17 protein-coding genes and 2 pseudogenes are annotated in these 26595 nt (G+C 64.3%); 9 read left to right on the plus strand and 10 right to left on the minus strand.

Annotated elements, in window-relative coordinates:
- Both AB4Y35_RS18895 and AB4Y35_RS18900 read right to left on the minus strand, forming a co-directional pair.
- Window positions 1-575, minus strand: a pseudogene (locus AB4Y35_RS18895) (hypothetical protein); the annotation flags it as partial.
- 4 nt (window positions 576-579) lie between these two features.
- Window positions 580-2952: a DUF2345 domain-containing protein gene (locus AB4Y35_RS18900; RefSeq protein ID WP_368705437.1), complete on the minus strand. Its 2373-nt coding sequence runs from the start codon at window positions 2950-2952 to the stop codon at window positions 580-582.
- Window positions 2953-3778: 826 nt separating this feature from the next.
- Here AB4Y35_RS18900 and AB4Y35_RS18905 point away from each other — a divergent pair.
- Window positions 3779-5365, plus strand: coding sequence for a methyl-accepting chemotaxis protein (locus AB4Y35_RS18905; protein ID WP_368705438.1), 1587 nt, complete (start codon window positions 3779-3781; stop codon window positions 5363-5365).
- 121 nt (window positions 5366-5486) lie between these two features.
- On the opposite strand, the gene AB4Y35_RS18910 is transcribed toward AB4Y35_RS18905, so the two are convergent.
- From AB4Y35_RS18910 to AB4Y35_RS18925, 4 genes are all read right to left on the minus strand, one after another.
- Window positions 5487-6836: an aromatic acid/H+ symport family MFS transporter gene (locus AB4Y35_RS18910; protein WP_321924504.1), complete on the minus strand. Its 1350-nt coding sequence runs from the start codon at window positions 6834-6836 to the stop codon at window positions 5487-5489.
- Between the two features lie 523 nt (window positions 6837-7359).
- A complete protein-coding gene (locus AB4Y35_RS18915) occupies window positions 7360-9135 on the minus strand; it encodes a tannase/feruloyl esterase family alpha/beta hydrolase (protein WP_368705439.1) in 1776 nt (591 codons plus the stop codon).
- A gap of 192 nt (window positions 9136-9327) precedes the next feature.
- Window positions 9328-10056, minus strand: a complete 729-nt coding sequence (locus tag AB4Y35_RS18920; protein ID WP_368705440.1) for a substrate-binding domain-containing protein — start codon at window positions 10054-10056, stop codon at window positions 9328-9330.
- A gap of 88 nt (window positions 10057-10144) precedes the next feature.
- Window positions 10145-11170 (minus strand): amidohydrolase family protein, encoded by a 1026-nt coding sequence (locus AB4Y35_RS18925; RefSeq protein ID WP_368705441.1) that lies wholly within the window; start codon window positions 11168-11170, stop codon window positions 10145-10147.
- 370 nt (window positions 11171-11540) lie between these two features.
- Between AB4Y35_RS18925 and AB4Y35_RS18930 the strand changes: the two genes are divergently transcribed.
- Window positions 11541-12713, plus strand: a complete 1173-nt coding sequence (locus AB4Y35_RS18930; RefSeq protein WP_368705442.1) for an epoxide hydrolase family protein — start codon at window positions 11541-11543, stop codon at window positions 12711-12713.
- A gap of 3 nt (window positions 12714-12716) precedes the next feature.
- Here the strand turns inward: AB4Y35_RS18930 and AB4Y35_RS18935 are convergent, their stop codons facing one another.
- Window positions 12717-13679, minus strand: coding sequence for a fatty acid desaturase (locus AB4Y35_RS18935; protein WP_368690074.1), 963 nt, complete (start codon window positions 13677-13679; stop codon window positions 12717-12719).
- A gap of 167 nt (window positions 13680-13846) precedes the next feature.
- Here AB4Y35_RS18935 and AB4Y35_RS18940 point away from each other — a divergent pair, with 167 nt between their 5' ends.
- Window positions 13847-14671 (plus strand): phosphate/phosphite/phosphonate ABC transporter substrate-binding protein, encoded by an 825-nt coding sequence (locus AB4Y35_RS18940; protein WP_368705443.1) that lies wholly within the window; start codon window positions 13847-13849, stop codon window positions 14669-14671.
- On the opposite strand, the gene AB4Y35_RS18945 is transcribed toward AB4Y35_RS18940, so the two are convergent.
- A complete protein-coding gene (locus AB4Y35_RS18945) occupies window positions 14653-16155 on the minus strand; it encodes an MFS transporter (protein ID WP_368705444.1) in 1503 nt (500 codons plus the stop codon). The genes AB4Y35_RS18940 and AB4Y35_RS18945 overlap by 19 nt on opposite strands.
- Before the next feature lie 189 nt (window positions 16156-16344).
- Here AB4Y35_RS18945 and AB4Y35_RS18950 point away from each other — a divergent pair, with 189 nt between their 5' ends.
- Window positions 16345-17145: a MetQ/NlpA family lipoprotein gene (locus tag AB4Y35_RS18950; RefSeq protein WP_368706109.1), complete on the plus strand. Its 801-nt coding sequence runs from the start codon at window positions 16345-16347 to the stop codon at window positions 17143-17145.
- 147 nt (window positions 17146-17292) lie between these two features.
- Here the strand turns inward: AB4Y35_RS18950 and AB4Y35_RS18955 are convergent, their stop codons facing one another.
- Window positions 17293-18666 carry an LLM class flavin-dependent oxidoreductase gene (locus AB4Y35_RS18955; RefSeq protein WP_368705445.1) on the minus strand — a complete coding sequence of 458 codons (1374 nt, stop codon included), beginning with the start codon at window positions 18664-18666 and terminating at the stop codon, window positions 17293-17295.
- Between the two features lie 116 nt (window positions 18667-18782).
- Window positions 18783-19706 (minus strand): DMT family transporter, encoded by a 924-nt coding sequence (locus AB4Y35_RS18960; protein WP_368705446.1) that lies wholly within the window; start codon window positions 19704-19706, stop codon window positions 18783-18785.
- Between the two features lie 125 nt (window positions 19707-19831).
- Between AB4Y35_RS18960 and AB4Y35_RS18965 the strand changes: the two genes are divergently transcribed.
- The 5 genes and pseudogenes from AB4Y35_RS18965 to AB4Y35_RS18985 all read left to right on the plus strand — a co-directional run bounded on the left by AB4Y35_RS18965 (window position 19832) and on the right by AB4Y35_RS18985 (window position 26588).
- A complete protein-coding gene (locus tag AB4Y35_RS18965; protein ID WP_368705447.1) occupies window positions 19832-20746 on the plus strand; it encodes a LysR family transcriptional regulator in 915 nt (304 codons plus the stop codon).
- Between the two features lie 131 nt (window positions 20747-20877).
- Window positions 20878-22275, plus strand: coding sequence for a dihydrolipoyl dehydrogenase (locus tag AB4Y35_RS18970; RefSeq protein WP_368705448.1), 1398 nt, complete (start codon window positions 20878-20880; stop codon window positions 22273-22275).
- 62 nt (window positions 22276-22337) lie between these two features.
- Window positions 22338-22436 (plus strand): annotated as a pseudogene (locus tag AB4Y35_RS18975) (quinone oxidoreductase); the annotation flags it as partial.
- Window positions 22437-23532: 1096 nt separating this feature from the next.
- A complete protein-coding gene (locus AB4Y35_RS18980) occupies window positions 23533-24423 on the plus strand; it encodes a LysR substrate-binding domain-containing protein (RefSeq protein WP_368705449.1) in 891 nt (296 codons plus the stop codon).
- A gap of 101 nt (window positions 24424-24524) precedes the next feature.
- Window positions 24525-26588: a LamG-like jellyroll fold domain-containing protein gene (locus tag AB4Y35_RS18985; protein ID WP_368705450.1), complete on the plus strand. Its 2064-nt coding sequence runs from the start codon at window positions 24525-24527 to the stop codon at window positions 26586-26588.
- Window positions 26589-26595 lie beyond the last annotated feature (7 nt).

Consider the following 26595-nt stretch of genomic DNA (forward strand, 5'->3'; position numbering starts at 1 on the left):
GCCACGCCCTGGTGTTGGCCGACGTAGCCGAGTATGTCCTTGCGGTACACCCTCTTCGTGCAGCCCAGCTGGACCGTCCCATCCTTGCCCGCTGCGGTATCGAGCAGCCATTTGGGTAGCGCGTTCGCCGAGCCGGTCTCCGGTGGCTCGTTAGGTTGGGGAACAATATCCTCCTGGCTGGTCATGTCCAGCAGGTGCATGTAGAGCGAGTAGTACGTGATCGTGCGTCCGTCGCCCGTGTCGGTTCTGTGCCGCAAAAGAACGAAGCCGGCGTTCGAGTTCAGCAAAGGCTGCCCGGTCTTCGAATCGGTCGCGCCATCCGGGATGCCGTTCTTGCAGACCCGGAACGCGACAACCTCCCCATCAGCGATCGCGCGCACCGGCTCTGCTCGACCCGCGCCCTGCGTACCAGGATTCAGATGGATAGCGCAATGAGAACGCCGGTCGAAGGTGACCGGCCAGACCCCGTGATGGCCGATCTCGAACTGGTCGATGATATCCATCATGGGGTCCAGTTTCGAAGCGTCGCTGGCCGTCGGGCCCGACGCCGGAAGAAAGGGAGGGCTGATGATCATGGCTTCAGTGGGATGACGAATACGGTTCGGGAATCTTCAGGCTGCTCTTCGGCAGAGAGGGCAACGGGGCCGGCACGTTCTCGGGGCCGACGAACGTGAACGAGGCCGCCTTGATGGTGAACGCGCCAGGACAGTGGAAGGTCATGTTGCCGCCCTCGATGACGAGCGAAGCCCCTCCGCTGTTGAGCGTGACTTTCGATTTCGCCAAGACCTGGACGTCCTCGCTCTCGCTCGCGATGCGTAGCTGCTTCTGTGCGAACAGGTCCATGCCGTCGGTGAGCGCCGAGGACGTAAGCTTCCCCTTCGCAGCGGTCAGGTTGATACCGAGCTTGTGCGCGCATAGCGAAATCAGCTCACCTGCCGCCATCCGTAGCCGCCTGGCGGTGCTGACGTCCAGATCCTGGCCCGCCGTAACGATCATGTTTTCTCCAGCCGAGTGCTGGGCCGAGCGCGGCGTCACGAACGCCATACCTGCCGGGGCGCTGGCGAGGAGCCCTGCGTCACGAAGCTGATTCAAGCCGTCGAGCAGCGCCGACTGCGTCGCACGGTCGGCAGGATCGGCCCCGGCCTGCGTCGTCGCCGCCGCGAGGTCCGTTACGCGCTGCAGCGCCGCCTTGAGTTGCGCGACGGCGGCAGGCATCTCCAGGTGCGGCGTATCCGGTCCCGCTGCCGCGTCCGCCGAGAAGAACAGCCCCTTCGCCGCGCGCATCGTGCCCCACGACTTCGAGGTAATTTCGTACCCCTCACCGCGAAGGAGCTTTTTACTGTTGAGCAGGTACCCCTGGTTGATCGCAGACCGGCTGTAGACCGTCGCGATACGCGCGCTTTCCTTGCCCTTCAGGTCATTGAAAACGATCTCTGCCCCGAGAAGCGGCGAGCGCCAGATCGCGTAACTAAACAGCGCCTCGGTGCTTCGGACGACATCAGGGTGCGAAAAATCGTGCAGGGCACCGGTTATATGGAGACGATCGATATCGCCGTGGGCCCCGTCGAGCAAAACCTCGGTGGCGGGAAGCAGCGGCGAATGGAAGCCGCCCTGGTAGGACGATGACGGACGCAGCAGGCGCAGGTTCAGCAGCTTGTTATTGGCATTTCTCGAGCCCTGCAGGAACTTCGGTACAACGGGATAACGCCCGTATTCGTCCACGTATGCGTAGGGGGTCGAGTCCAATGTCGTGACCACGCCGACGACAGGCCCCGTCAGAAATCGCCAGTCCCGCTCGTAGTCAAACACCGGCCGGTAGGTCAGATGCGCGGGCATCGCCTTGAAGCGCGCAAAAGCGGGCTTCGTGCGGCTTCCCTTCATCTTGAACGACGTCACCACGAAGCCGTATTCGGCGCTCGGCATCTTCGCGTTGGTCAGCTTGATCACTACGCCCGGTGCAATGCCCTTCGCGTCGCTAGCGCCAGCGAGCGTCACCTGACGCGCGACTTGCTCGTCGCGTCGCGCCTGAGCGAGCGTCTCGCCCTGCTGCTGCGTCAGATGGAACTCCGCGCTGCGGCTGATCTGCCCGAACACCGAGCGGTCGTCCGCCTTCGCGGAGACTTTCGCCATGGCCCTGAGCGGGTCCTCCGGCGTCCTGTAGTTCCGCTCCCAAACTTCAATCGCCGCCGGCACCAGGGCACGCTGCTCATGAACCTCCTGCGCCGCCTCGTGCGAATTGCTGTGCAGACCCGAACTGGCCAGCAGCGGCAAGTTGACCGAGCGGATATAGGCACGCGGATTGTCCGCGAACACGAGGATGTCCAGCAGCCCGTTCTCGCCGCGCTCCTGCCGGTAGAACCAGAAAATGCCCTTGCGCTTCGCATGACGTGCGATGAAGTGCCAAACCGACTCCTCGTACATCACGATCTGCTGCATCTTTTCCTGCGGCCCTTCGAGATGAAACTCGACATCGAAGGCGTCGAAGTTTTGCCCGTCGACCAGCTTCTTCCTGACCATCTCCTCGAACGTGACATCGGTGAGCACATCGGAGTGGACCATGCGCTTGCCGAGCGCAGCGAAGCGCGGTTCGATGCGCACCTCGTAGGCCGCCTCGTCACGGCTTGTGCGGATCCGTTTCCAGCGCGTCACCACCCCATTGAAAGTGGCCGCCGCATGATCGGCAGGCGTCGTCCAGTTCGCCGAGGGCACCGCGGCGCGCTCGTCGACCTGCAGGCCCGCGCGCCGCCCGACGTAATCCTTGCCGTCGATGTCGAGGCGCACAGACGTGACCGTGACAATGACGACGTAATCCTTGCAAAATCCGCCGCGCACCTTGAAGTCGAGCACATCGAGATCATTCTCCTGCTTGCCAATCCACAGCCTGAGATGCTGGGTCACGCGCACGCTCGGGTGTCGCAGCGCATCGGTGAAATTCTTCGAGAGAGCATTCATTCGACGCTTTCCTGTGCGGTTGAAAGGAACGAAAAAACAAAATCGTTGCGTCCGCAGCTATCGCGTGAAAAATCTAGGGCTGCAAGCACGGTCCGTCAATCACCAGACATCGGCCTTCCCCAGAATCTTTAACATCCCTGTTAAATGACAATAAATCGGAGTCCTTTTATTTTTTAAGACAGAGTTTCGCGGTAGCCGATCAAGAGGAACCTCGTTACGCAAAAGCATCCCGAGCTTTGTTTGTAACCGCCCGGGCGCCCAGTCCTAACGCCAGCCGCCAATTGAAAAATTGACGCGCAGCCTGCGGAGCAGGCAAGCGAGTTCTGCGATCCACGCGGACAAGCCTTGATCACCGCTGGACGCAATGCGAATTGGATTTGCGCCACATCTCGCCGCCGGGTTCTAGCTCGAGCGAGCGAAACTGGACTCGTATCACGTCTGCTCTCAACTGACGTGACGCAGTGAAGGGAGACCGGGCTACGCCACATCATCCGGAATGGCCGTCGCTATCGACTTTTGCTGAACACGTTTCGACCGGTCGTATCGAATCTGCTTTGCAGGACTTGCGAAGAAGTTATCGGGTGTTGTGCATGCACACACCCACTGAAAAGCCACCGACGCTTCGTCTTCCTGGGTGCGATCCTTATGCCACGGGCGTTTCAGCCCCAGCACCCCGGCCCACGCCCCAACGCTCCGCTCCATTTATCGCCCTCCTCCGCCGCAGCAACGTTTTTTGCCCTCGAACCGCCCCATTCATGATCGAAAACACCGGCCGATAAGCATCGGACAGCGGGACAACCCAATCAAAAAGCGACGGAGACCACGAGTGCACACCGAATCATCGACCCGACCCAACCAGCAGGGAGAAGCCGCTCTCCCACCCGGAAAACTGCTCGTTTCCACCACCGACACGCGCGGCATGATCACCTACTGCAACGACGCATTTATCGAAGCCAGCGGCCTTTCCCGCGAAGCCCTGATCGGGCAGCCTCATAACGTCGTGCGCCACCCCGACATGCCCGCCGAGGTGTATCGCGACATGTGGGCCACGCTGAAAAAGCGTGAACCATGGGTCGGCGTGCTGAAGAACCGCTTCAGCCAGGGGCGGCATTGCTGGGTGCAAACCGGCGTCACGCCCATCATCGAAGGGCAGCATGTCGTTGCGTACCGGGCCGTTCACACCGCCGCTTCGCGCGATCAGGTTCGCGCCGCCGAGGCGCTGTACGCGACCTTGCTCGCAGAGCAAAGAGCCGGCCGGCAGGCGCACCATCTGCAGGCAGGCGCAATCGTTCGCAAGGACATGGTGGGGCGGCTTGCGCGCTTCGTGCATCCCACCATGAAGACGCAGACCTACCTGCTCACGAGCGGTCTCGCCGCAGCCGGTATGGTCACCGGTGTCCTGATCGACGGCGGCGCCGCGTCGATCACGCCGGTGCGCACGGCGATCGGCCTCGCCGCCTGCGTGGCGTTCGGCGTGCTGGCCGAATACCGCATGCGCTTCATGTTCATCTATCCGCTGCGCCGTCTGCTGGGTGCCGCCACGCGACTCGCCATGGGCGACCTCACGCAGAAGGTCGAGAACACCTGGAAGCCCACCGGCGTGGTCGGCAAGCTCGAACAATCGGTCAATCAGGTCAGCCTGAACATGCGCGCCATCGTCGGCGACGCGCGCGACCAGATGGCGAGAATGAGCGCTGCCACGGCGACCGTGTCCGAAGGCAGCCAGACGCTCTCGGCGCGAGCCGAATCGCAGGCGGCGAGCCTCGAGCAGTCGGCAGCCTCGATGCAGCATATCGCGGCCAACGTGCGTCAGACCGCCGATGCGGCGCGCCAGGCCGCCACCAGTGCGGGCCAGGCGCGCGCCATCACCGAAGACAGCGGCCGCGCCGTGGAAGCCATGACGGTGACGATGCAGGGCATTACCGAGGCCTCGCGCAAGATCGGCGAGATCATTCAGGTGATCGAAGGGATTTCCTTCCAGACCAATATTCTCGCGCTCAACGCGGCCGTGGAAGCGGCGCGCGCGGGCGAACACGGACGCGGTTTCGCCGTGGTGGCGAGCGAGGTGCGCAATCTCGCGGGCCGCGCGGCGATGGCCGCCAAGGAAATCGCGGGGCTGATCGTCGACTCGACGCAGAAGGTTCAGGAAGGCTGCCAGCTCACCGAAACGGCGCGGGAAAAGATGCAGCAGGCGGTTCAGGCCGTGCGCGACGTGAACGTGCTGATCGACGAAATCAACACCGCGAGCGGCGAGCAAAGCACCGGCATCGCCGAGATCAAGCAGGCTCTCGATCATATCGAGGCGCTCACGCAGCAAGACAGCGCACTCGTGAATCACTTTTCGATTTCGGCCAACACGCTGGGCAGGAATGCGCAGACCGTGATCGAAACGGTGGGCGCGTTCAGGATTTGACGGACCGAACGGCAGTCAAGCGGAGGCGATGCCTCCGCTCTCACGCCAAACAAAAAAAACGGCGCGGCAGTGCAATCCGCACCGCCGCGCCGATCAATCCAGCGCTGTTGCTAAACCAGACTCAGTGTGCCGCGCTCACCTGCGTAGCCGGTTCCGAATGACGTGCACGCTGCGAAACCAGGATCGCAATCGCCGCGAGCACGGCCGGTACGGCGAGCATCGCGAGAATCGCCGCGAATTCCCAGCCAAGGCCCAGCAACGCACCGCCGATGGCCGAACCGAAGATGCTGCCAAAGCGGCCCATGCCCAGCATCCAGCTCACACCGGTTGCACGCGCAACGGTCGGATAGCGGCCCGGTGCGTAGGCGTTCAAACCCGTTTGCGCACCGCTCATGCAGAAGCCCGCGGCGAATACCAGCAGGGCGAGCGACGAGGAAAGCGCGCCCACGCCCGCCAGCGCCAGCACGCAAATGCCGCCGCCGACATACGCCGCGCTGATCACGCGCGCCGGACGCACCTTGTCCATGATCCAGCCCACCAGCACGGCTCCGATCGTGCCGCCGATCTGGAACATGGCCGTGACGTTCGCCGCCACCGTGATGGAGAGGCCCGCGTCCTTGATCAGCGTGGGCAGCCAGCCAGTCAGCAGATAGATGACGAGCAGGCCCATGAAATACGTGACCCACAGCGCGAGGGTCATCACGCCATAGCCTTCCGAGAACAGCACGCCAATCGGCTTGCGCGTGGGCAGCGGCGGCTCCGTCGAAACGAAGTTCTCGTCGCCGGCGAAATTCGCGCCGGTCACGCGGTTCAGCGTCGCGGCAATGCGCTTGCTCGTAGCGCCCCGCACGGCGAGAAGACGCGCCGATTCCGGCAGCAGCCAGGCCTGCAGCGGCACGAGTGCAAGCGGAATGGCGCCGCCGAAAATCAGCACCGCGCGCCAGCCATGGTTCGGCACGAGCCAGCCAGCTGCGAAGCCGATCAACGCCGAGCCGAGATTGAAGCCCGTGAACATGATCGTGATGAGCAGCGCGCGGCGGCGTTGCGGCGAGTACTCCGAGAGCAGCGTCGTGGAGTTCGGCATGGCCGCGCCAAGACCGATGCCGGTCAGCACGCGCAGCACCGCCATCGAAACCGGCGACTGCGTGAACGCCGTGAGGATCGTGAACACGCCGAAGAGGAACACGGAGGTGATCAGCACCCACTTGCGGCCAACGCGGTCCGAGGCCGGGCCGGCGGCCAGCGCGCCGATCACGAGGCCGATGGGCGCCGCGCTCATGACGAGCCCGAACTCGGGGCGCGAAATGCCCCACTCGTGAATGATCGAGGGCGCGACGAAGCCCATGATGGCCACGTCCATGCCGTCGGCGGTCACCGCGAGGAAGCACAGCGCCACCAGTAGCCACTGGTAGGCCGAAATGTGGCGTTCGTCGATGAACGCCTTGATATCGATTGTTTTGCTGCCAGACATCTGTAGTCTCCTGTCCGTTCTGTGGTCTGCCGCTCGCTCGTGCCCGAGTCGAATTTCAACGAACTGCTATCCGTCGGGGGCACGATAGGTGGCCAGCCCCTCGCCTGAAAGTGCGGGTTAACCACATATTGGATACGTCCGTGCCCGTCCGCATGGGCGATTCCGGCACGCCCGCACCCGCGATACCGCCCGGGAAGCCGCGCCGCGTAAAGGCCGGGCGCGTTCGGCCGGTGCTTTGCCCGACGCGGCCCGGGGCTGGAATCGAATCCAGCGTGATAAGCAAAATCGATGTTCTCCGAAAGGATTCGCAAACGCGCTGGACGATCGTGCGGAATTCAGTTGCCGCTACATCGGCGGGCGGCGCTCTCGTGCGCGCCGCTTTTCGAGGCCGCGGCGCCGTTCGAACCGCCGCGCCTGCTCCGCACTTATCATGCGTTTTATTTATCGATATTCAAACGAAACCAGCCCCGAAGGGCTGGCCGGTTCAACGATGAATCATGCGAGTGTGCCCGAAGTTTGCCCGTTAAGGCGCGGCAACACCCTGCGTCGTCGGCGTGTACGTCGTATAGAAGCTCGAACCTGCCCAGCTATGCGTAGGCTGGTTGTACAGCGGTGCACCCTGCGTCCAGTTCGCGCCGAGGTGCCAGTCGCCGGTGCCCGTGAACTGCGCGACTGCCGGGTACGGATAAACCGGGCGGCTGGCCGTCACGTTGTTCGACGAATCGGTCTGATACGTCATGACCGCGTTCGGCGCGGTGCCCTGCTCGGCCCACGCCGTGATCTGCGAGACGAGGTCGATGTTCGGGAAGCCTTCGCCGCCGCCGCAGTGGGCCACGCCGGGCACGAGGTACATTCGCGCGAAATCGCTCACGTTCGAAGCGCCCATCGTGTTCTGCATCGCTTCGTAGTACTGGATCGTGAAGAGCGGCGAAATGTGCTGATCCGCCCAGCCGTGCCACAGGATCAGCTTGCCGCCCGCTTTCCTGAACGCCGACAGGTCGGGGTTCGTCGCGTCCATCAGCGGATGGTTGGCCTGCAGGTAGGTCGGGTAGAAGCTCGCATCCGCGTAGCCGAAGGTGTCGATGGTCGGCATGCTGGGCGAGCCCGTGAAGATCAGGTTGTAGGCACCCGTCACGATCATGTAGCTGAACAGGCTCTTCACCGAAACCGGCGTGGCCGTCGAATTCGTCGTCGGCACTTCCACGCCGACCCAGTTCTCCTCCGAACCCATCTGCGGGGAGCCCGCCAGCATGCGCTCGCCCGTTGTCGCGTCCACCGGTCCGCCATAGATTTTGCTCGCGGTGGCGACTTCGGCTGCGGTCAGGCAGCTGCTCGTGTTCGTCGCGCCCTGCGCACACTGAATCGAGGCGGGATCGAAGTTGCAGGTGCGCGGATCGGCGATCAGGCCATCGGGCACACCCGCCTGGCCGCCGCATGCCGCGACGACGGCCTTGTGCAGCACGAGCGCCTTGTCGGCGTAGAGCGTCGCGTTGCCGGTGCTGTCGCCGGTCGTGCTTTGCGACTCCACGCTCCAGCCGTGATACAGCGAGTTCTGGATCTGGAAGTGCGCCGCCGGTGCCCCCGCGATGATGCCGTTATAGTCGTTCGGGTAGCGTTGCGCGGCCATCAGCGCTTCGCGGCCGCCGTCCGAGCAGCCGATGAAGTACGCGTACTTCTGCGTCTGCCCGTAATAGGCCTTGATGAGCTTCTCCGCCGTGAGCGTCGTGATGTGCTGCCCGCGATAGGCGAAATCGGCCTGTTTTTGCGGGTCCGTGGTCCACGTCGTGTCGTTGCCCGAGTGGCCCATGTCGGTCGCCGCCGTCACGAAGCCGCCTTCCTGCACGAGCGGGCACGTGTAGCTGAAGCTGAACGACGACTGCTGGGTCGGGTCGCTCAGGTTGCCGCACAGGCCCCCGCAGCCCAGCGCCGCAAAGCGCTGCGTCCACGTGTTCACCGGCAGCGCTACTTCGAACGTATTCGAAGGCGCGAGCGTGCCCTTCACGGTACAGAAGTTGACCGAAGCGCCGTTGATCGTCGCCGTGGTCACGCTGGCCGAAGTAATCGCGCTGCCCGTGCCGCCAATATCGGTGATGTCGACCGAAGCCAGCTTCGAGCAATCCACCACGGGCGCGACGACCGCGAGCGGCGCTTTCGAGGCATCGGCGCTACTGCTGCCACTGCCACCGCTGCCGCACGCGGCCACGAGCGTGGCCGCCGCGAAGAGGGCGCACAGCGAGAGCAGCGAGGCGGCACGAGCGTGCACGCTCGTGAAGAGCCGCCGGGTATGCAGGGTTCTCATGCTTGCCTCCTGGGGTTGTCCGTCCTGGTGTTCTTCTGATTCACTTTTCACGCCTCCGATTCTGTTTTTTTCTGATTAGTAAGCCTAATTAATTTGGATACGTGGACCGTGCGACATGAGATGTCCAATCCAATCGCCTTATTGCTCCTTCTATTGCTCTTATTGCCGTCCTGCTGGCGCCCTGCTGCCCTGCTACAGCCCGTACGCCGCGTTGCCGGCCGGCTCCATGCCGAACGCCCGCTTGGTCGCCTCGGCCCGTGCCGAACCGAGGAACGCGAGGAAGTCCGCCGCCGCGTGCCGCTGCTGCGACACCGCACAGATCGCCGCGGAAAAGACCGTGACGAGTTGCGCCCCGGCCGGCAGCGGCCCGATCACGTCAACGCCCGGCACATCCTTTAGCTCGCTCAATTGCTGAAACCCGAGCTCGACCTCTCCTTGCGCGATCAGGCTGGCCACCGGCACGCCCGGCTGCGCCATCACGAGGCGCGGGCCGAGCGTTTCGGCCACGCCCCAGCGCTCGAGCAGCCGCAGCAGATGGTCGCCGCTAGGCCCCGTCGAGTAGCCGATGCGCGCCGCGCGCAGCATCGTCTCGCGCAGTGCGTCTTCAGTGCCGATATCCGGGTGCGCCGCACCCGCGGCGACGGCCGCCGCCATGCCGGAGCGCACGACGTCCGTGCGCGCGCCAATGAGGTGCCCGCCCGCCGCCAGGCGGTCGATCGCCGCCGACGCCAGCACGGCAAAATCGAACGCCGCGCCGGCCTGCACGCGCCGCGCGGCTTCCACGCCGCCTATCGCGGCAACAGTCAGCCGCTGCCCCGTTTCGCGCTCGTATTGCTCGGCGAGACCGGCGAGCAGGAGGCGCGTCGCCATCGACCCGACCCCCGCCAGCGCGGCGTTGCTTTTCACATCGTCCTTTGTCATTGACTTCCGTTTCAGTCGAGAGTGAGCGAGGCTGCCTTGTCTTGCGCTTCGCTGGTATTGCCCGGATTGCGAGCCGCGGCGTGCACGCTCACAGCCCTTTTGCCTTCAGCCGCGCGTCGAGGCGCGGATACACGCGGCGCGCGTTGCCTTCGTAGATCTTGTAGCGATCCGCGGCATCGACATGCGCAGCTTCGATATAGCGTTTCGTGTCGTCGTAGTTGTGCCCCGTCTCGGGATCGATGCCGCGCACCGCACCGATCATCTCGCTCGCGAACAGAATGTTGTCCACGGGAATCACGCGCGTGAGCAGGTCGATGCCGGGCTGGTGATACACGCAGGTGTCGAAGAACACGTTGTCCAGCAGATGCTCGCTGAGCGGCGGCTTCTTCAGCTCCTGCGCGAGGCCCCGGAAGCGCCCCCAATGGTAAGGCACCGCGCCGCCGCCGTGCGGAATCACGAAGCGCAGCGTGGGGAAGTCGCGGAACAGGTCCGACGTCAGGCACTGCATGAATGCGGTCGTGTCCGCGTTCAGGTAGTGCGCGCCCGTGGTGTGGAAGCACGCGTTGCAACTCGTGCTCACGTGGATCATCGCGGGAATGTCGTACTCGACGAGCTTCTCGTAGATCGGATACCAGTGGCGATCGGAAAGCGGCGGGCTCGTCCAGTGGCCGCCCGAGGGATCGGGATTCAGGTTGACCGCCACGTTGCCGTACTGCTCCATGCATTTGACGAGTTCCGCCACGCACGTGGCGGGATCGACGCCCGGACTTTGCGGCAGCATCGCGGCCGGCACGAAATGGTCGGGAAAAAGCTCGCTCACGCGGTGGCACAACTCGTTGCAGATGGCGGCCCAGGTGCTCGACACCTCGAAGTCGCCAATGTGATGGGCCATGAAACTTGCACGCGGGCTGAAAATCGTCAGATCGAGACCGCGCTCGCGCATCAGCTTGAGCTGATTGAGTTCGATGGATGCGCGCAATTCGTCGTCGCTGATCTTCAGCTCCGATACCTTCGGCATCTCCGACGGATGGGCGATGCCCGCTATCTGGCGTTTGCGCCACGCTTCCAGCGCTGCGGGCGCCGTCGTGTAGTGGCCGTGGATGTCGATGATCATTGGGACCTCTGCTGCTGATTCGAATCGTTGCGCTACGGTACGAATTGGCCCCACCGCGCTAGTAGCCAGGGCTATTACCTAGATTGTGCAAAAAATACCGCTCATGCCAATAAGCGGGTGCGGCAGCCGACGGCTGAAAATAGCGGAAACCACGGACGCCGTGGGGTTTACGCCGCGCCGCGCTACCCCGATGAGGCGTCTCGCGGCCCCGCCGCGCTGCCCAAACGCCGATAAATGAAATGGATGCCTCGATAAACATCTGGTAAGCGATGGATGGAATTCGAAGGGTCGCTGGGGGCGGCCGATGCGCGGCGGCGAATTCGCTCATAATGGTCAGCTCCCCGGCCTGCCAGCGTGCGGATGAACCACCATGCATATCGACCGATTTGAAATTCGCGTACCCGAAGAGGCACTCGACGACCTGCGCCGGCGTTTGCGCGCCACGCGCTGGGCCAACGCTACGCCGTCGCCGGCGTGGCAACAAGGGGCGGATAATGCGTGGCTGCGCGAGCTCGTCGCGTATTGGGCAGATGAATACGACTGGCGCGCCGCGGAACGCGCGCTGAACCAGTTGCCGCAGTTCATGGCCGAAGTGGGGGGTGCGGGTGGCGCAGGCGGCCAGCGGGTGCACTTCGTGCATCGGCGCGGCGCGGGCCCGAAGCCCTACCCGCTCGTCGTCACGCATGGCTGGCCGGGCTCGTTCGTCGAATTCCATGCGCTGCTCGACCGGCTCTGCGACCCCGCCGCATTCGGCGCGGACCCGGCCGATGCGTTCGATGTCGTCGCCCCGTCGCTGCCGGGCTTTGCCTTTTCACCCGCGCCGGCGGCACCCGGCACCTCCGCGTTCCAGATCGCAGACCTGTGGGCCGCGCTGATGCGCGGTCTCGGCTACGAGCGCTTCGGCGCGCAGGGCGGCGACCTCGGCGCGGGTGTGTCCATCGCGCTCGCCGCGCGGCACAGCCAGGCCGTGGAGGGCATCCACCTGAACTTCCTGCCCAGCTCGTACGAGCCTGCAATCGATGCCGCGCAGGCCCCGCTCACTGAGGCGGAACAGGACTATCTGCGCGAAAAGGCCGACTGGGCAGCGCTGGAGGGCGGCTACGCGCATATGCACAGCACGAAGCCGCAAACGGCGGCAGCATCGCTCAACGACTCGCCCGCGGGACTGGCCGCGTGGATCGGCGAGAAGTTTCGCGCATGGAGCGACTGCGACGGCGACATCGAGCGCCGGTTCTCGAAGGACACCTTGCTGACGGACCTTTCGCTGTACTGGTTCACGGGCAGCATCGGCACGTCCATGCAGATGTACTGGGAAAACCGCCTCCAGCCGTTTCGCTTCGCGGCCGGGCAACGCGTGGCGCCGCCCGTCGCCTTCGCGCGCTTTCCCAGGGAGATCAATCACCCGCCGCGGTCGTGGCTCGAGCGCGTGTTCAATGTCGCGCAATGGACCGAGATGCCGCGCGGCGGCCATTTCGCCGCCATGGAAGAGCCCGATCTGCTCGCGGCCGACATTCGCCGCTTTTTCAAACGGTTCCGCGAGTGAACGTCACTGCGCGGTGTTGTCGCCGAACGGGTGCGCGGGGGCATCCGTCGCGCGCCACGCGTAACGCCTGAGCAGCGCGGCGTAGCCTTCGATCACGAAACCGCCGCATTTGTGCCGATAGTCGTCGCGCCGCATGCGGTAGGCGCGCGCCAGCTGAAACCACGGCAAGCGCGGCAGATCGTGGTGTACGAGGTGATAGTTGTTGTTCAGATACAGAAAGCGCATGACGAGCCCGGCCTCGTTGATGGCGATGCGCGCCTTGGGATGCGACGCCGCGCGATGCTCGTACAGCGAGCGGACCATCGCGAGCCCGAGCGCGGGCCAGCTGACAGCGACGAGATACCACCACCACGGCACGCCCGCGTAACGCTGCACCCACGCGAGCAGCAGCACGACAGCTGCGCAGTGCGCGAGCCACATCGGCACGTCTCGCCAGTCGCCGCTTCGCAGCGCTTTCGCCGCGCCGGCGAGCATGGCGGCCACGCTCATCGGCGGCCCGATCACCACCCGGCCCACGAAGCTCTTGCGTGCGTGCCATAGCACGCGATGCCAGCGCGGCAGGCGGGCCCACTGCGCGTGCTGCACGTAGTTCGTTTCGGGGTCGATGCCGGGCACGGTCAACGCTTCGTCGCGATGATGCGCCATATGGCTCTCGCGGTACACCGCATAGGGAAACCATATAGCAAGCGGCGGCCAGCCCAGCGCCATGTTCAGCCAGGCGAACCGGGTGGGATGACCGTGCAGCAATTCGTGCTGGAGCGACATATGCCAGGCGCACAGCACGATGAGGCATGGCGTGGCGGCCACGAGCGTGAGCAGACCTGCACGCACGAACGCCAGCAACGCAAACCAGCCGCCGTAGATCACGGCGATCAGCAGCCACGTGGGCCATTCCGTGCGTGCGGTGAATCCGGTGGCGAGCGCGGCGACTTCCCGCGCGTGGTCTGCGTCGAAGTATTCGGCCATGTTCGCCAGCTCCCGCGATGAAGGATGGTGCCACTCCATACGGAGAGCAAAGCAACGCAGGTCCTCACCCTACCGAACGCGCGGCGCTTCACCAACCAACGAATTGCCATTTGCTTATCTCATCGCGCTGCGCGACGCGCCACGTGCGTGCGGCGTAGAATGCGCCGATGACCCGCTGGATCACCTCCCTGCCGATGTACAACGTGACGCCGCAACATGCGACGGCGTGGCGCTCGCTATTGAGCGACAGTCTGGCCATCGTTGCGCGCTCGTTCGACATGGGCGACATCGCGATCGAGAACGCGCCGGAGGGCGAACTCATGCCTCACTGGCGCCGCGAGGACTTGCTGCTCTCGCAGACCTGCGGGTATCCGTACCGCATGCTCGGACTCGCCAACGAAGTCCGGCTGATTGCGACCCCGATATTCGACGCACCCGGTTGCGAAGGCCCGCGCTATCGAAGCGTGCTCGCCGTTTCGGCGCAGGCGTGGGAGCGCGGCGCGCAAACGCTCGAAGCGTGCCGCGGCCTGCGCGCCGCATGCAACAGCGCGGATTCGCATAGCGGCATGAACGCGTTGCGCCACGCGGTCGCGCCGCTCGCACGCGACGGCCGCTTCTTCGCCTCGGTGCGCTGGACAGGCTCGCACGCGGCCACCTTACGCGCGCTGGCGAGCGGTGCGGCCGACGTCGGCGCCATCGACTGCGTCACGTTCGCATTGCTGCACGATTCGCACCCCGAACGGTTCGACGGCGTGCAAACCATCGGCATGACAGCCAGCGCCCCCGGCCTTCCGCTGATCGCCTCACGCGCGCTCGGCGAGGATCAGGCGCAAGCGCTGCGTAATGCGCTCGACGCCGCTCTTGCGGCCGACCCCGAACGTGCGCACAAACTGCGGCTGCGCGGGTTCACCAGGCTCACTGGCGAGGCGTACGCCGAGATCGAGGCGTTCGCCAACGCCGCCGCTCGTCAGGGTTATACCGAACTGCGTTGAGCCGCAACGTCAGGCGCATCCGCGTAGTCTTCGCTATCGATGTCGTAGCCCGAGGGTTCCCACCGGATCGCGAGCAGCACGAGCAGCGAAGCGAGCGGCGCGATGGCGATCACCCAGAAGACCTTGGTGCCGAGCGCCGCGGCGAGCACGGGAAACAGGAATAGCGACACCGTGGAGGCGGAGCGCACGAGCGTCTGATTGAAACCCACGCCAATGCCGCGCAGCGAGGTCGGATAACTGAGCGATGCATAGGTCATGCAATGCGAACCGGGACCGAACCCCTGCCCGAACAGATAGCCGCCCAGCAGCAGAATGGCGAGCACGACGAAAACGCCGCTGCCCGGATGGCCGATCAGTGCGAGACCAATGAGCGAGACGAACTGCAGCGTGTGGCCGAGCACGGTCATTTTCCACGCGCCGACAGTGGGCGCGGTACGCACGCCGATCAACCCGCCAACGAATGCGAACAAGAGGTTGAGCGTGAGCGAAGCGACGATGGTGGTGAGCGGACCCTGCTGGAGAAAGCTCGCGATGATCACAGGCAGGCCGAAGATGATGGCGTTGTAGCCGAACGAAGACGCCGCGCCGATCGTTGCGGCCAGTATCGTGCGGCGGCGATACGTGGCGTTGAAAAGCACGCCATAGTTGCGCCACGAGGCGGCACGCGGCGCTCGCGTGGGCGCGTCAGCGCGTTCGACCACGGCATCCACGCCATACGCGCGCTTGAGAATGCGCGCCGCGCCTTCCAGATCGCCCTGATTCGCGGCCCACACGGGCGACTCGCTGATATAGCGGCTGCGCACGGCGATGATGACGAGCGCCGGCACCGCGCCGAACGCGAGCGTGATGCGCCAGAGCCAGCCAAGCTGATGTTCGGGCAGGATCGCATAGAGGCCGAGAATGAGCAGATAGCAGGTGCTCGTGGCCGCGTACCATGCGGGGCACCACGCCGCCACGCTGGCCGCCTTGTTGCCCTTGCCCGCCACGCGCGAGAACTCGGCGAGAAACGCCATGGCGACCGGCAGATCGAGCCCCACCCCGAAGCCCATGAGAAAGCGGGCGCCGCCCAGCACCCAGGCGTTGGGTGCGAGGCCGGCCGCGATCGCGGCCACGACGAAGAACAGCATGTCGGCCATGAATACGCGGTAGCGTCCGATGCGGTCCGTGAGATAGCCGCCGAACAGCGCGCCGAGAATCGCGCCGAACGTAATGGCCGCCGAAACGAAGCCGACCTGCACGGGCGACAGCGAGAATTCGCGCGCGATGTCCTTGATGCCATAGGCGAGCGAGGTGAGATCGTAGGCATCGAGAAATACGCCGCCCAGTGCGATGGCGATCACGATGCGCGCGTTACTGCCCTGCGCGGCCCCGGCGTTGACAATGCGGGAGACGTCCCGAGCGGAACGGATCACGGCATGTTGCGGGGCTTGCGCCAGCCCGGCGGCTTCGACGGCTTCAGAAGCGGGAACGGCGAGAGTGGACATCGAACGAGACTCGCGTGATGGATGGAATCGCTGCATCCTAGCCACGCCGCTGCGCGCCGCAAAACGACGAATATAGCTAAGCAATCCTCCGAAAATTGGTTGTCCGCTTGCAGTGCGCTCTCTAGCATCGCCTTATCCACAACGCTTCGAATAATGGATCCTATGAAGAAAAGAACCTTGCTGGGCGCGATGCTGGCTTCGCTCGCGCTGGGCGTAAGTTTCGGGGGCGCGACGCTCGCACACGCGGCGGACCAGACGTTGCGCGTGGGCATCATGTCGGGTGAGGACGAGGACGTTTGGCGCGTGGTCGCCGCCAACGCCGCGAAGCGCGGCCTCACGATCAAGGTGACCACGTTCTCCGAATACACGCAGCCCAACGAAGCGCTTTCGAGCCACGACCTCGACGCCAATTCGTTCCAGCACAAGCCGTATCTCGACGCGCAGATCAAGGCGCGCGGCTACAAGATCGTGCCTGTCGGCTTTACCTACGTGCAGCCGATCGGGCTGTATTCGCGCAAGGTGAAGTCGGTGGCGGACCTGCCGCAGGGCGCGACCATTGGCGTGCCAAACGATCCGAGCAACGAAGGCCGCTCGCTGCTGCTGTTGCAGGCGCAGGGGCTCATTACGTTGCGCGACAATGTTGGCCTGCTGCCGACCGCGCGCGACATCGCGAAGAATCCGAAGAATATCCATCTCAAGGAACTCGATTCGGGTATTGTCGGGCGAGCGATTGGCGATCTGGACGCGGCCGTTGTCAATACGGACTGGGCCGTGAAATCGGGGATCAGGATTCCACAGGAGCGGATTGCTCAGGAGAAGGTGACGGGCAATCCTTATCGCAACTTCATTGCCGTGAATGAGAAGGATGCCAACGCGGCTTGGGTGCATGCGCTCGTGGAGAGCTATCAGCAGCCTAATGTCGCTTCCGAAATTAGTGCTGTGTATCACGGGGCTACGCTGCCTGCCTGGAAGGATGCTCCGCAGCAGTAAGGGAGTGGGTGCGGTCTGCCGCGGGGCGCCGTGATGTTTTTTGTTCGCGGCTCCTCGGCGCTTTGGCCTCTCCCATTGGCCTTTCCTTGTTTTCGCGAACACAAGGAAAGGCCAAAAGCACCGAAGATTCCAACAAAAAAATCCCAATCAAACCACCTCGGTCCCCCACCGATACCCCGCCCCAGCATGCCGCTGCGGCAAGGTAGCCTCACCACCAAACAACTTCTCCCGCAACGTCCCCGTCGCATAAGCCGTCTTATACCGCCCACGCGCCTGCAACTCCGGCACGACGAGATCCACGAAATCCTCATAGCTCTCGGGCACGACAGTGCGGCTCAAGTTGAAGCCATCCACATCCGCCTCGTCGATCCACGCCTGCAGCTCATCCGCCACCTGCGAAGCGCTGCCAACAATCGCCGGATAGCGGCCGCCCAGTTCGAACATCTCGAGCAGCTTGCGCCGCGTCCAGCCATGTTGCTTCGCCGTGCGGGTGGCAGATTCGATCGCGTTGCCCGGCGCGTAATCCACGGGCGCGTCGAGATCGTATTGCGCGTAATCGATGCCCGTGCTCGACGCGAAATGCGCCAACCCCGCCTCGCGGCTCGCATACTGGCGGTAGTCGGCATACTTCTCGCGCGCTTCACGCTCGGTCGCGCCCACCACCACCGATGCGCCAACGAAGACTTTCACGTCGTCGGGCCGGCGCCCCGCCTGCACCAGTTGTTCGCGCAGCGCACGCACCGTCTCGCGCGCGGCGGCGCGTCCGGGCGGCGAAATGAACACGCATTCCGCGTGACGTGCCGCAAAGCGCTGCCCGCGCCCCGAACTGCCCGCCTGGAACAGCACCGGCGTGCGCTGCGGCGAGGGTTCCGCCAGGTGATAGCCGTCGACGCGGTAGTAACGTCCCGCATGCTCCACGCGATGCAGTTTCGCAGGATCGGCGAAAACACGCGCGGCCTTGTCGCGCCGCACGGCGTCCGCTTCCCAGCTACCCTCCCAGAGTTTATAGAGGACTTCCAGGTACTCGTCCGCACGGTCGTAGCGCTCGTCGTGCGGTAGCTGCTGCTCGAGTCCCATGGCGCGCGCCGCGCTGTCCAGATAGCCCGTCACGATGTTCCAGCCGATGCGGCCTTGCGTGAGGTGATCGAGCGTCGAAAAGCGTCGCGCCAGCAAATAAGGCTGCTCGTAAGTGAGGTTCACCGTCACGCCAAAGCCGAGATGCCCGGTCACGGCGGCCATGGCCGGCACGACGAGTGTGGGGTCGTTCACCGGCAACTGGATCGACTCGCGCAGTGTCACATCCACGTTGCGCTGATAGACGTCGTAGACACCCACGATGTCCGCTAGAAAAAGCCCGTCGAAAAGCCCGCGCTCCAGCGTGCGCGCGAGATTCGTCCAGTACGCGAGCGTGCGGTAGTCGGTCGAGCGGTCGCGCGGGTGCGTCCACAGCCCGTGATTGATGTGCCCCACGCAATTCATGTTGAACGCGTTGAGCAAAATGGGTTTGTTCGTCTTCGCCATCGTAAGGCTCGCTCCTGCGGCATCGAAGGTCCAAATGCCCATTGGAACAGCCTGCGTCTCGATCCCCTACCAGTTAATTCGCAATTGCATATCAGCATTGCGGATGTGAGCCGAACCTACGCTTTCACGGCGTCCTGCGCTTCAACCTGCGCCTCGGCCTGGGGTTCGCGCTTGAGCGCGAAAAGCGAAGCGGCAACGATGAGCATGCCGCCGATCCACGCGGGCAAAGTGAGCCGCTCGCCCAACCACACGCACGCAAAGAGCGCGCCGAACACCGGCTCGCTGCCCATCAGCAACGCCACGCGCGTGGGGCTGCTGCGGCTCACGGCATAGTTCTGCACGAAGAACGCGAACAGCGTGCAGCCCGCCACGAGATAGATCACGCTGCCCCAGAACACGCCGTGCCCCTGCCAGTGCGGCAGCGGTTGCCACTGTTCGGGCGCGACAGTGATCGCGAGCGCGGCGCAGCCGATCGCCACGACGGCGGACTGGACCGCCGTCACCGTGAGCGCCGGCACGGCGCCCGACTTCATCACGCGCTTGACCGCGCAGGTCGCCAGCGCGCGCAGCAGCGCGGCCAGCACGACCAGCAGATCGCCGGGGCTCGCCGCCACATGGCCGCCCGTCAGGAGCAGCGCGCCAAGCAGCGACACGCCGGCCGCTGCCCATTCCACCGGACGCGGCGCGCGCTTGAGCCACGCCCACTCCACGAGCGGCGTGAGGACCACGCACAGGCTGATGAGAAACGCGGCACTCGAGGCGTTCGTGAGCGACACGCCAAACGTCTCGGCCAGAAAGATGCCGAGCAGCAGGAGTCCCGCGACGAGCACGCCGATCTGCTCGCGCCATGTCACATGACGCAGACCGCGCAACGCGGGCGACAACAGCACGAACGTGATGCCAAAGCGCAGCGCGAGCAGACCCAGCACCGGGTAGACGAGCAACGCACCCTTCACCACGCCATAGCTCGTGCCCCAGATGAGCGCGACGGCCACGAGCAGCAGATCGACGGTGCGGGAAGAACGGGTCAGAGCATTCATGGGGAACGAGCCTGCAGATGAGCCGGGAACGGACACATTGTCCGATAATGATTTAGCGGCGATAATCCGATACCACGGAACATCATTTATGCTCCAAATGCACAGATGACTTCGCCCTGCCTGGCATGAATCCCGCCGACATCCTGCCCCTGCTGCCCGATCTGGCCACCTTCGCCCGCGTGGTCGACGCCGGTAATTTCTCGGTCGCGGCGCGCCAGCTCGGCAGCACGCCTTCCACCGTGAGCCGCCAGATGCAGCGGCTCGAACGCGCGCTCGGCACACGCCTGCTGGAGCGCTCCACGCGCAGCCTGCGGCTCACGGAATCCGGTGCCGAGGTCTACCGTCACTGCACCGACATGGTCGAAGCCGCCGCGAGCGCGGCGCAAGCCGCCAGCCGTCTGACCGGCCGCCCGCATGGCCGCGTCAGCATCAGCGCGCCGATTTCGTTTGCGCAAAGCGTCATTCATCCGCTGATTTCCGGCTTCCTGCGCGCGTATGAGGAGGTCGCGGTGCAGCTCATCTTCACCGACCGCGACGTCGATCCCGTGCGCGACAGCGTCGATATCGTGATTCGCCCTACGCCCACGCCGCCGCCGGGGCTCGCGGCGCGGCGGCTCGGCACGCTGCAGTGGATGCCGTGCGCGTCCCCCGCCTATCTGCGCGCGCACGGCACGCCGAAGCACCCGAAGGATCTCGCCAGCCACGACTGCCTCTATCTCGGCGAAACGCCCGACGACAACCGCTGGACCTTCCGGCGCGGCACGCAAACGCATGCCGTCGAGGTGAAAGGCCGCTATATCGCCAACGACGTGGGCGCGCGGCGCGATGCGGCGCTCGCGGACTGGGGCATTGCGAGCCTGCCCGAATTCGCCGCCGCGGATGCGCTGCGCGACGGCCTGCTCGTGCGCGTGCTCCCCGAGTGGTCGCTGGAGCCCCGCGCATACAGCGGCCCCGTGTGGATGCTCTATCCGCCCAACCGGTTTTTGCCGCCGAAGGTGCGCGTGTTGATCGACTGGCTCGCGCAGCACATGCCCGAGTGACCGGCGGCTCGCGCCGCGCCGCCCGTGAGACGATCGGGCATGAACTTGAGCAGCGCCGACATTCCCCCGCGCGGGTGGACCTCCTAGACTGGCTCATGGAAACGAATGCATGAACCCCTCAAGGAAACACGATGCAAACCCTGCGAACGGATGTCGCCATCATCGGCGCCGGCACGGCCGGACTTTCCGCTTACCGCGCTGCGAAGGCGGAAGGTGCAAGCGCAATCATCATTGAAGGCGGCGCTTACGGCACGACGTGCGCGCGCGTGGGTTGTATGCCTTCGAAGCTGCTGATCGCGGCGGCCGAGGCGGCGCACGCGGTGACCATGGCGCCGCGTTTCGGTGTGAATCCGCTCGGCATGGAAATCGACGGCCGGGCCGTGATGGAGCGCGTGCGCAGCGAGCGGGACCGCTTCGTCGGTTTCGTCGTGGACAGCACGCTCGCCTTGCCCGAAGCGGACCGCCTCGTTGGGCACGCCCGCTTCATCGACGACGGCCTGCTTCAGGTTGGCGAGCACACGCAGGTACGCGCGAAAAGCGTCGTGATCGCCACGGGCTCGACGCCCACGGTACCCGAGTCGCTCCGCGGACTCGGCGACCGGCTGATCGTCAACGACGACGTGTTCGCCTGGGAGGACTTGCCGCGCAGCGTGGCAGTGGTCGGCGCGGGCGTGATCGGTCTCGAACTCGGCCAGGCGCTTGCGCGGCTCGGCGTGCGGGTCACGTTGTACGGCGGCTCGCGCGGCAGCGTAGGCCCGCTCACGGACCCGCGTCTGATCAGCGAAGCGCACCGCGTGTTCGGCGCGGAAATGCAGTTCGAGACACAGGGACGCGTCGTATCGGCTGCGCGCAGCGATGCAGGCGTGACGCTGCGGTACGCCCGCGCGAATGGCACGCACTCCGAAACAACGTTTGATTACGTGTTGGCAGCAACGGGCCGGGACCCCAACGTGGCGAACCTGGGCCTTGCAAACACCTCGCTCGAACTCGACGCGCACGGCGTGCCGCGTTTCGACCCGGCTACGCTGCAAGTCGGCACCGCGCCGGTATTTTTGGCGGGCGACGCGAACGACGTGCTGCCGCTGCTGCACGAAGCCGCCGACGAGGGCCGCGCCGCGGGCCGCAATGCGGCTCGCTTTCCCGCAGTCGAACCCGTTGCGCGCCGTGCGCCGCTTGCGATCGTGTTCTCGGATCCGCAGATCGCCATGGTTGGCAAGTCACATCGGGAACTGGTGGAAGGCAGCTTCGTGACGGGTGCCGTGAGCTTCGAGGACCAGGGCCGCAGCCGCGTGATGCTCAAGAACCACGGCATCGGCCACGTATACGTGGATCGCGCGACGCGGCGTTTCGTGGGTGCGGAATGGTTCGGACCGGCGGCGGAACATATCGGGCACCTGCTCGCGTGGAGTGTGCAGATGGGACTAAGCGTGGACGACATGGTGGCGATGCCGTTCTATCACCCGGTGGTGGAGGAAGGCTTGCGCACGGCGCTGCGCGATGCCGCCTCGCAGCTGAATCACAAGGGCTAGGCGAATTTCGCCTGGTTATCCTTTACAACCCGCAACGGCACACACACTGACAATGAAAGCACTCGCATGCGCTCGCGCCGCTGTCGTTTCGTGAGGCGACTTATTCGGGTGTGTTTACGCTTTATCCGCTTTTGAGCGGTAAGAACCGCGTGCATCATGGTGCAGGCTCTCGACTTTTCATTCACGAGCGACACTACGGCGAGGTTCTCGAGGACGTCAAATCAATCGCCGCTTCGTGGCGCCGCCGGCGCGCTGGACTCCAGGCCAATCCCCAAAGCGCCGACTCAATCAAATCTGATTATTGTCGCCGCGTGAAGCAGACAGTCGCGCATTGAATCCCTCGACTCCTTCGACTCGTAGAACTAAGCGGTTGCTGAGTGGCCTTATGTAACAGCTTTTGCTTAAAGCGCCTGGGCAGCAATTCGACCGAACGAGATCTTCTGCGCGCGAACACCTCACCTCGAGCACATACACGCCACTCGCCAGCGACGACCTCAGACGCACATATTCGAAGCTGCGGGATCTTGGCGACGCCATGGAAATCGTTCAGAATGTCGGCGACCGAGTGAGAGATTACATTTATGTGGACCGCACGGAATACACCCCGCCGGCAATTGGCGCCTCGTCGCAGACAAGACGGCGGAGTGCTATCGCAGCGCCGGCCTGCACTCGCACACCATCTCCGCGGGCCTGAAAACGGACAATGAACACGACTTGCCAGGAGACCACGCGAACGCATGGTCGCAATACAGCCCTCCGATCGAGCAGATCGAAGAACTGCCGGGCGGTACCAAAGGTCTGACTTTTTTGATGGTTTTTCCCGTCAACTTCATGGGATTGGACAACGTACTGGTGTTCGCTGGTGCCGCCCGCCCCGTATCTCAAGCGGAAACACATATCGTGTTCGACACGTTCCGTAATCCTTCCGTAATTCTCTTGCCAGCGACGAGTCGGTCAAGCGTCGGGCGATAATGTACGACGACACCTTCGCAGAAGACCTCCTCGCGACGGAGGCGGTGCAACGCGTACTGGCCGCAAAGCCAAAATTCAATGGCAGCGTGTTCGCAACGGCGAAGCACAGGTTATCTCGTATGCAAATCGCTACCGCAAGGAAATGACTTCGTAACTCGGTAGCGCGTGCCCCGGATAAAGCGTCCAGTCCTTACGTATCTCACGAACGTGGGACTGGACTGGTGGTGTACGGTCGGCCCACATGCTGCATCCCCTCCCGCCGGATACTGTCTGGGAAAACAGAAAATGCTCGCTCCTTTGCTTGCTGCATTCTACGAAACGGTTCGACAGGGCAGCGTCACGGCTGCCGCGCGACGGTTGGGGATAAGTCAGCCTACCGTCACAGCGCGCATCCAGCAGCTCGAGAAACGGTACGGCGTGCAACTCTTTCACCGGCGCGGCAGCCGCCTCGACGTGACGAAGACCGGCGCGGCGCTCATGCCGTTCATTGACCGGATGACGCAGGCGGAGAGCGACATCGACTTCGTACTGCGCAACGAGTGCGAGTTGTTCGCGGGCAGCTTCCGGCTCGGGACAACTGGCCCCTACTACGTCCTGCCGACCATCGCCGCATTTCGTCGCCGCTATCCTCACGTCCAGATCGGCATCGAGATCGGCAATTCGCAAGCCGTGCTCGACGCGCTCACGGAGCATCGCGTCGATATCGCGGTCTCATCCCATCACGTGGACGACGAGAGCCTCGAGTTGCATCGCATCGCGAGTGATCGGCTCGTACTCGTCGTCGAACCTCGCCATCCGCTTGCGGGGCAGCGCAGCGTCGACTTGAACGTGCTCGCGGCCGAAACGCTGCTGCTGCGCGAACAGGGCTCGTGCACGCGCGACGCAACGGAGGCCGCGCTTGGGCAGCGCCGCGTGGAGCCTCGGGCGCTCATCGAGATCGGCAGCCGCGAAGCGATCTGCGAAGCGATCCGCCTCGGCCTCGGCTGCGCCCTGATGCCCGCGGGCGAGGTGCCCCTCGGCTCAGCGCTCGTTTCCGTGTCCATCGAGCCGGAATGCCCTGCCGTATACGAATATCTTTACCACCTGCGCAGCCGTTCGGGCGCACGTCTCATCACCACATTCATGGCGACGTTGGCCGAGACCATCGACCTCCCCATAAAAAAAGCCGATACGTGAATCGGGGATCTTTCGCAGAACGCAATATAGGCGTCTTGCCCGCTGCCTAATATCGCCCTCAATCGCTGGATACACCGGCGAATCTTTGCAGGGGGATAACCATGACAAGACAGGCATTCGTCTATGCCGCATGTGGTCTCGCACTCGTCACCGCGCTCAGCGGTTGCGGCGGCGGGAGCACGCAATCGGCGGCAAACCGGACCTTTTCAGGCAACGCGGCGATCGGATCATCGGGGTCAGCCAGCAGCACTCTCAACAAGATGCTCGTAATCGAGCTCGACGGCGTGACCTATAGCGCCCTCACTGCAGGCATCTCGGGCGGCACTCTGCCGAACCTCGCGAAGCTGAACATTGCGCCTGCCTATAGCGGCGGCGTGAACAGCACGCTCAGCCAGCAACCGAATCTCGATATGCCCGGCTGGGCCACGATCGTGACCGGTTCCTGGGCCGACCGCCATCAGATCGAATCCGACGCGCCAAACCAGGCGCTGCACGCGCCCACCGTATTCTCAATATTGAAGTCCGCGGGTGCGGGCAAGTTGGGTGCAGCCGTCGATTCGCCTGGTTTCGCCTCGATCCTGACGCCCGACCAGAACGCCGGCTACATCGACACCGTGGTCAACTGCGCCTCAGTCGACAGCTGCGTGACGACTCAAGGCAAGAGCATGATCGACAACGGCTACTCGCTCGTCGTCGCCCAGTATCACTCCGCCGAAGACGCCGCTCTCAACTGGGGCCTCAACTCGTCGAACTATTCAGCCACGCTCGCCCAACTCGACAGTGCCGTCGGCACGCTCGTCGGCGACGTGTCGCAACGCAGCGGGGAGAATTGGCTCGTGCTCGTGACAACCAGCCACGGCCTCAATGCCGCGGGTGGCACCGACGCCCTGCCACTCGCGCCGGAGTCGACGAGCTTCATCGGCATCAACCAGCAACCCAACGGGCGCCTCACCAATCCGGCCGCCCCCACCTCGCTCGCGGACCTCTATACCCGCGCCAGCATTGCAGACATCACGCCCACGCTGCTCGCCTATTGGAGTGCGCTGCCGAGCGCGGTGACGTATGCGCTCGACGGCGGCGAACTGGTCGGCCAGCAGCCGGTGTCGCAGCTCATCGGTGTCACCGGCAGCGACAATGCGAGTACGGTGCTCAGTTGGACCCCGCCTTCGAGCGGCGCGATCTCGGTGCTACGCAACGGCCAGCAGATCGCCACGCTCCCTGCAGGCACGACGACGTACACGGACAGCCAGCTCGGCGTCAGCACAACCGGCGCCTATACGTTCAACTACGTGGTGGCCGCGGGCAATGCGCCGCTCGCGTCGCTGATCCAGATCGAGTATGTGGCGCCCCCTCCGCCTCCGCCCCCGCCCCCCCCTCTCGCGACGACGCTGACCAACGGCCTCTCGACATACTATCCATTCGGCGCGCTGCCAGCCGCCGACAAGATGGCGGCCAGCACGCTCGGCCCCTGGGCGGCGGATGCGAACGGCGGCTCGCTTACGCCAGATCCGTTTGGCGGCCAGGGTCTCAAGGTGGATACGAACATCGTCGACACGAATGGGTATGACGGCTACAAGCTCGTGCAGAACAACGACGTGACGAAACAGCCGCAGTTCACGATGGGCTTCTGGGTCATGACGTCTTGCCAGAATCTCACGGGCAACGGCACGCCAATCTTCTCGAACAAAAACTACTACTCGGGAGGCAACCCCGGTCTCACGATCGCGCTGTTCCCGGGTTCTGGCACGAGTTGTAACGTGCGCTTCAATATCGGCGACGGGACTACGCGCAACGACATGAACTCTGCGACCATCACCGCGAACAAGTGGGCCTACGTAGCATTCACAATCGACACGGTCGGCAAGACCATGACGGGCTACGTGTTTGATCCAGTGCTCGGCGAAGAGAAGTACACGGCCCCGGTCACGGTGACCGCGTCGAAGCTGCCGGGCCTCGGCGCTTTCGGCCTCAACGAGGACGGCACAGGCCAGTACTACATGAACGCGTGCAAGGACACCCCGCCCTACACGCCTGGCAAGTGCGCGGCTACGCCCCCGGATGTGCAGTCGTTCAGCGACCTCGCGCTCTGGAACCGCACCGTCACTGAGGCTGAACTGAAGACGGTCTTCGCTTCGGGCAAGCCGCTCTCCACCCTTCTCCCGTAAGAGACTC

This window comes from Paraburkholderia sp. EG286A (assembly GCF_040965375.1).
Lineage (GTDB): Bacteria > Pseudomonadota > Gammaproteobacteria > Burkholderiales > Burkholderiaceae > Paraburkholderia.

Excerpts from the sequence above, each read along its gene's own strand:
- AB4Y35_RS18900 (WP_368705437.1), bottom strand. The coding sequence starts at position 2,952 with ATGAATGCTCTCTCGAAGAATTTCACCGATGCGCTGCGACACCCGAGC.
- AB4Y35_RS18910 (WP_321924504.1), bottom strand. The coding sequence starts at position 6,836 with ATGTCTGGCAGCAAAACAATCGATATCAAGGCGTTCATCGACGAACGC.
- AB4Y35_RS18915 (WP_368705439.1), bottom strand. The coding sequence starts at position 9,135 with ATGAGAACCCTGCATACCCGGCGGCTCTTCACGAGCGTGCACGCTCGT.
- AB4Y35_RS18920 (WP_368705440.1), bottom strand. The coding sequence starts at position 10,056 with ATGACAAAGGACGATGTGAAAAGCAACGCCGCGCTGGCGGGGGTCGGG.
- AB4Y35_RS18925 (WP_368705441.1), bottom strand. The coding sequence starts at position 11,170 with ATGATCATCGACATCCACGGCCACTACACGACGGCGCCCGCAGCGCTG.
- AB4Y35_RS18930 (WP_368705442.1), top strand. The coding sequence starts at position 11,541 with ATGCATATCGACCGATTTGAAATTCGCGTACCCGAAGAGGCACTCGAC.
- AB4Y35_RS18935 (WP_368690074.1), bottom strand. The coding sequence starts at position 13,679 with ATGGCCGAATACTTCGACGCAGACCACGCGCGGGAAGTCGCCGCGCTC.
- AB4Y35_RS18940 (WP_368705443.1), top strand. The coding sequence starts at position 13,847 with ATGACCCGCTGGATCACCTCCCTGCCGATGTACAACGTGACGCCGCAA.
- AB4Y35_RS18945 (WP_368705444.1), bottom strand. The coding sequence starts at position 16,155 with ATGTCCACTCTCGCCGTTCCCGCTTCTGAAGCCGTCGAAGCCGCCGGG.
- AB4Y35_RS18950 (WP_368706109.1), top strand. The coding sequence starts at position 16,345 with ATGCTGGCTTCGCTCGCGCTGGGCGTAAGTTTCGGGGGCGCGACGCTC.
- AB4Y35_RS18955 (WP_368705445.1), bottom strand. The coding sequence starts at position 18,666 with ATGGCGAAGACGAACAAACCCATTTTGCTCAACGCGTTCAACATGAAT.
- AB4Y35_RS18960 (WP_368705446.1), bottom strand. The coding sequence starts at position 19,706 with ATGAATGCTCTGACCCGTTCTTCCCGCACCGTCGATCTGCTGCTCGTG.
- AB4Y35_RS18965 (WP_368705447.1), top strand. The coding sequence starts at position 19,832 with ATGAATCCCGCCGACATCCTGCCCCTGCTGCCCGATCTGGCCACCTTC.
- AB4Y35_RS18970 (WP_368705448.1), top strand. The coding sequence starts at position 20,878 with ATGCAAACCCTGCGAACGGATGTCGCCATCATCGGCGCCGGCACGGCC.
- AB4Y35_RS18980 (WP_368705449.1), top strand. The coding sequence starts at position 23,533 with ATGCTCGCTCCTTTGCTTGCTGCATTCTACGAAACGGTTCGACAGGGC.
- AB4Y35_RS18985 (WP_368705450.1), top strand. The coding sequence starts at position 24,525 with ATGACAAGACAGGCATTCGTCTATGCCGCATGTGGTCTCGCACTCGTC.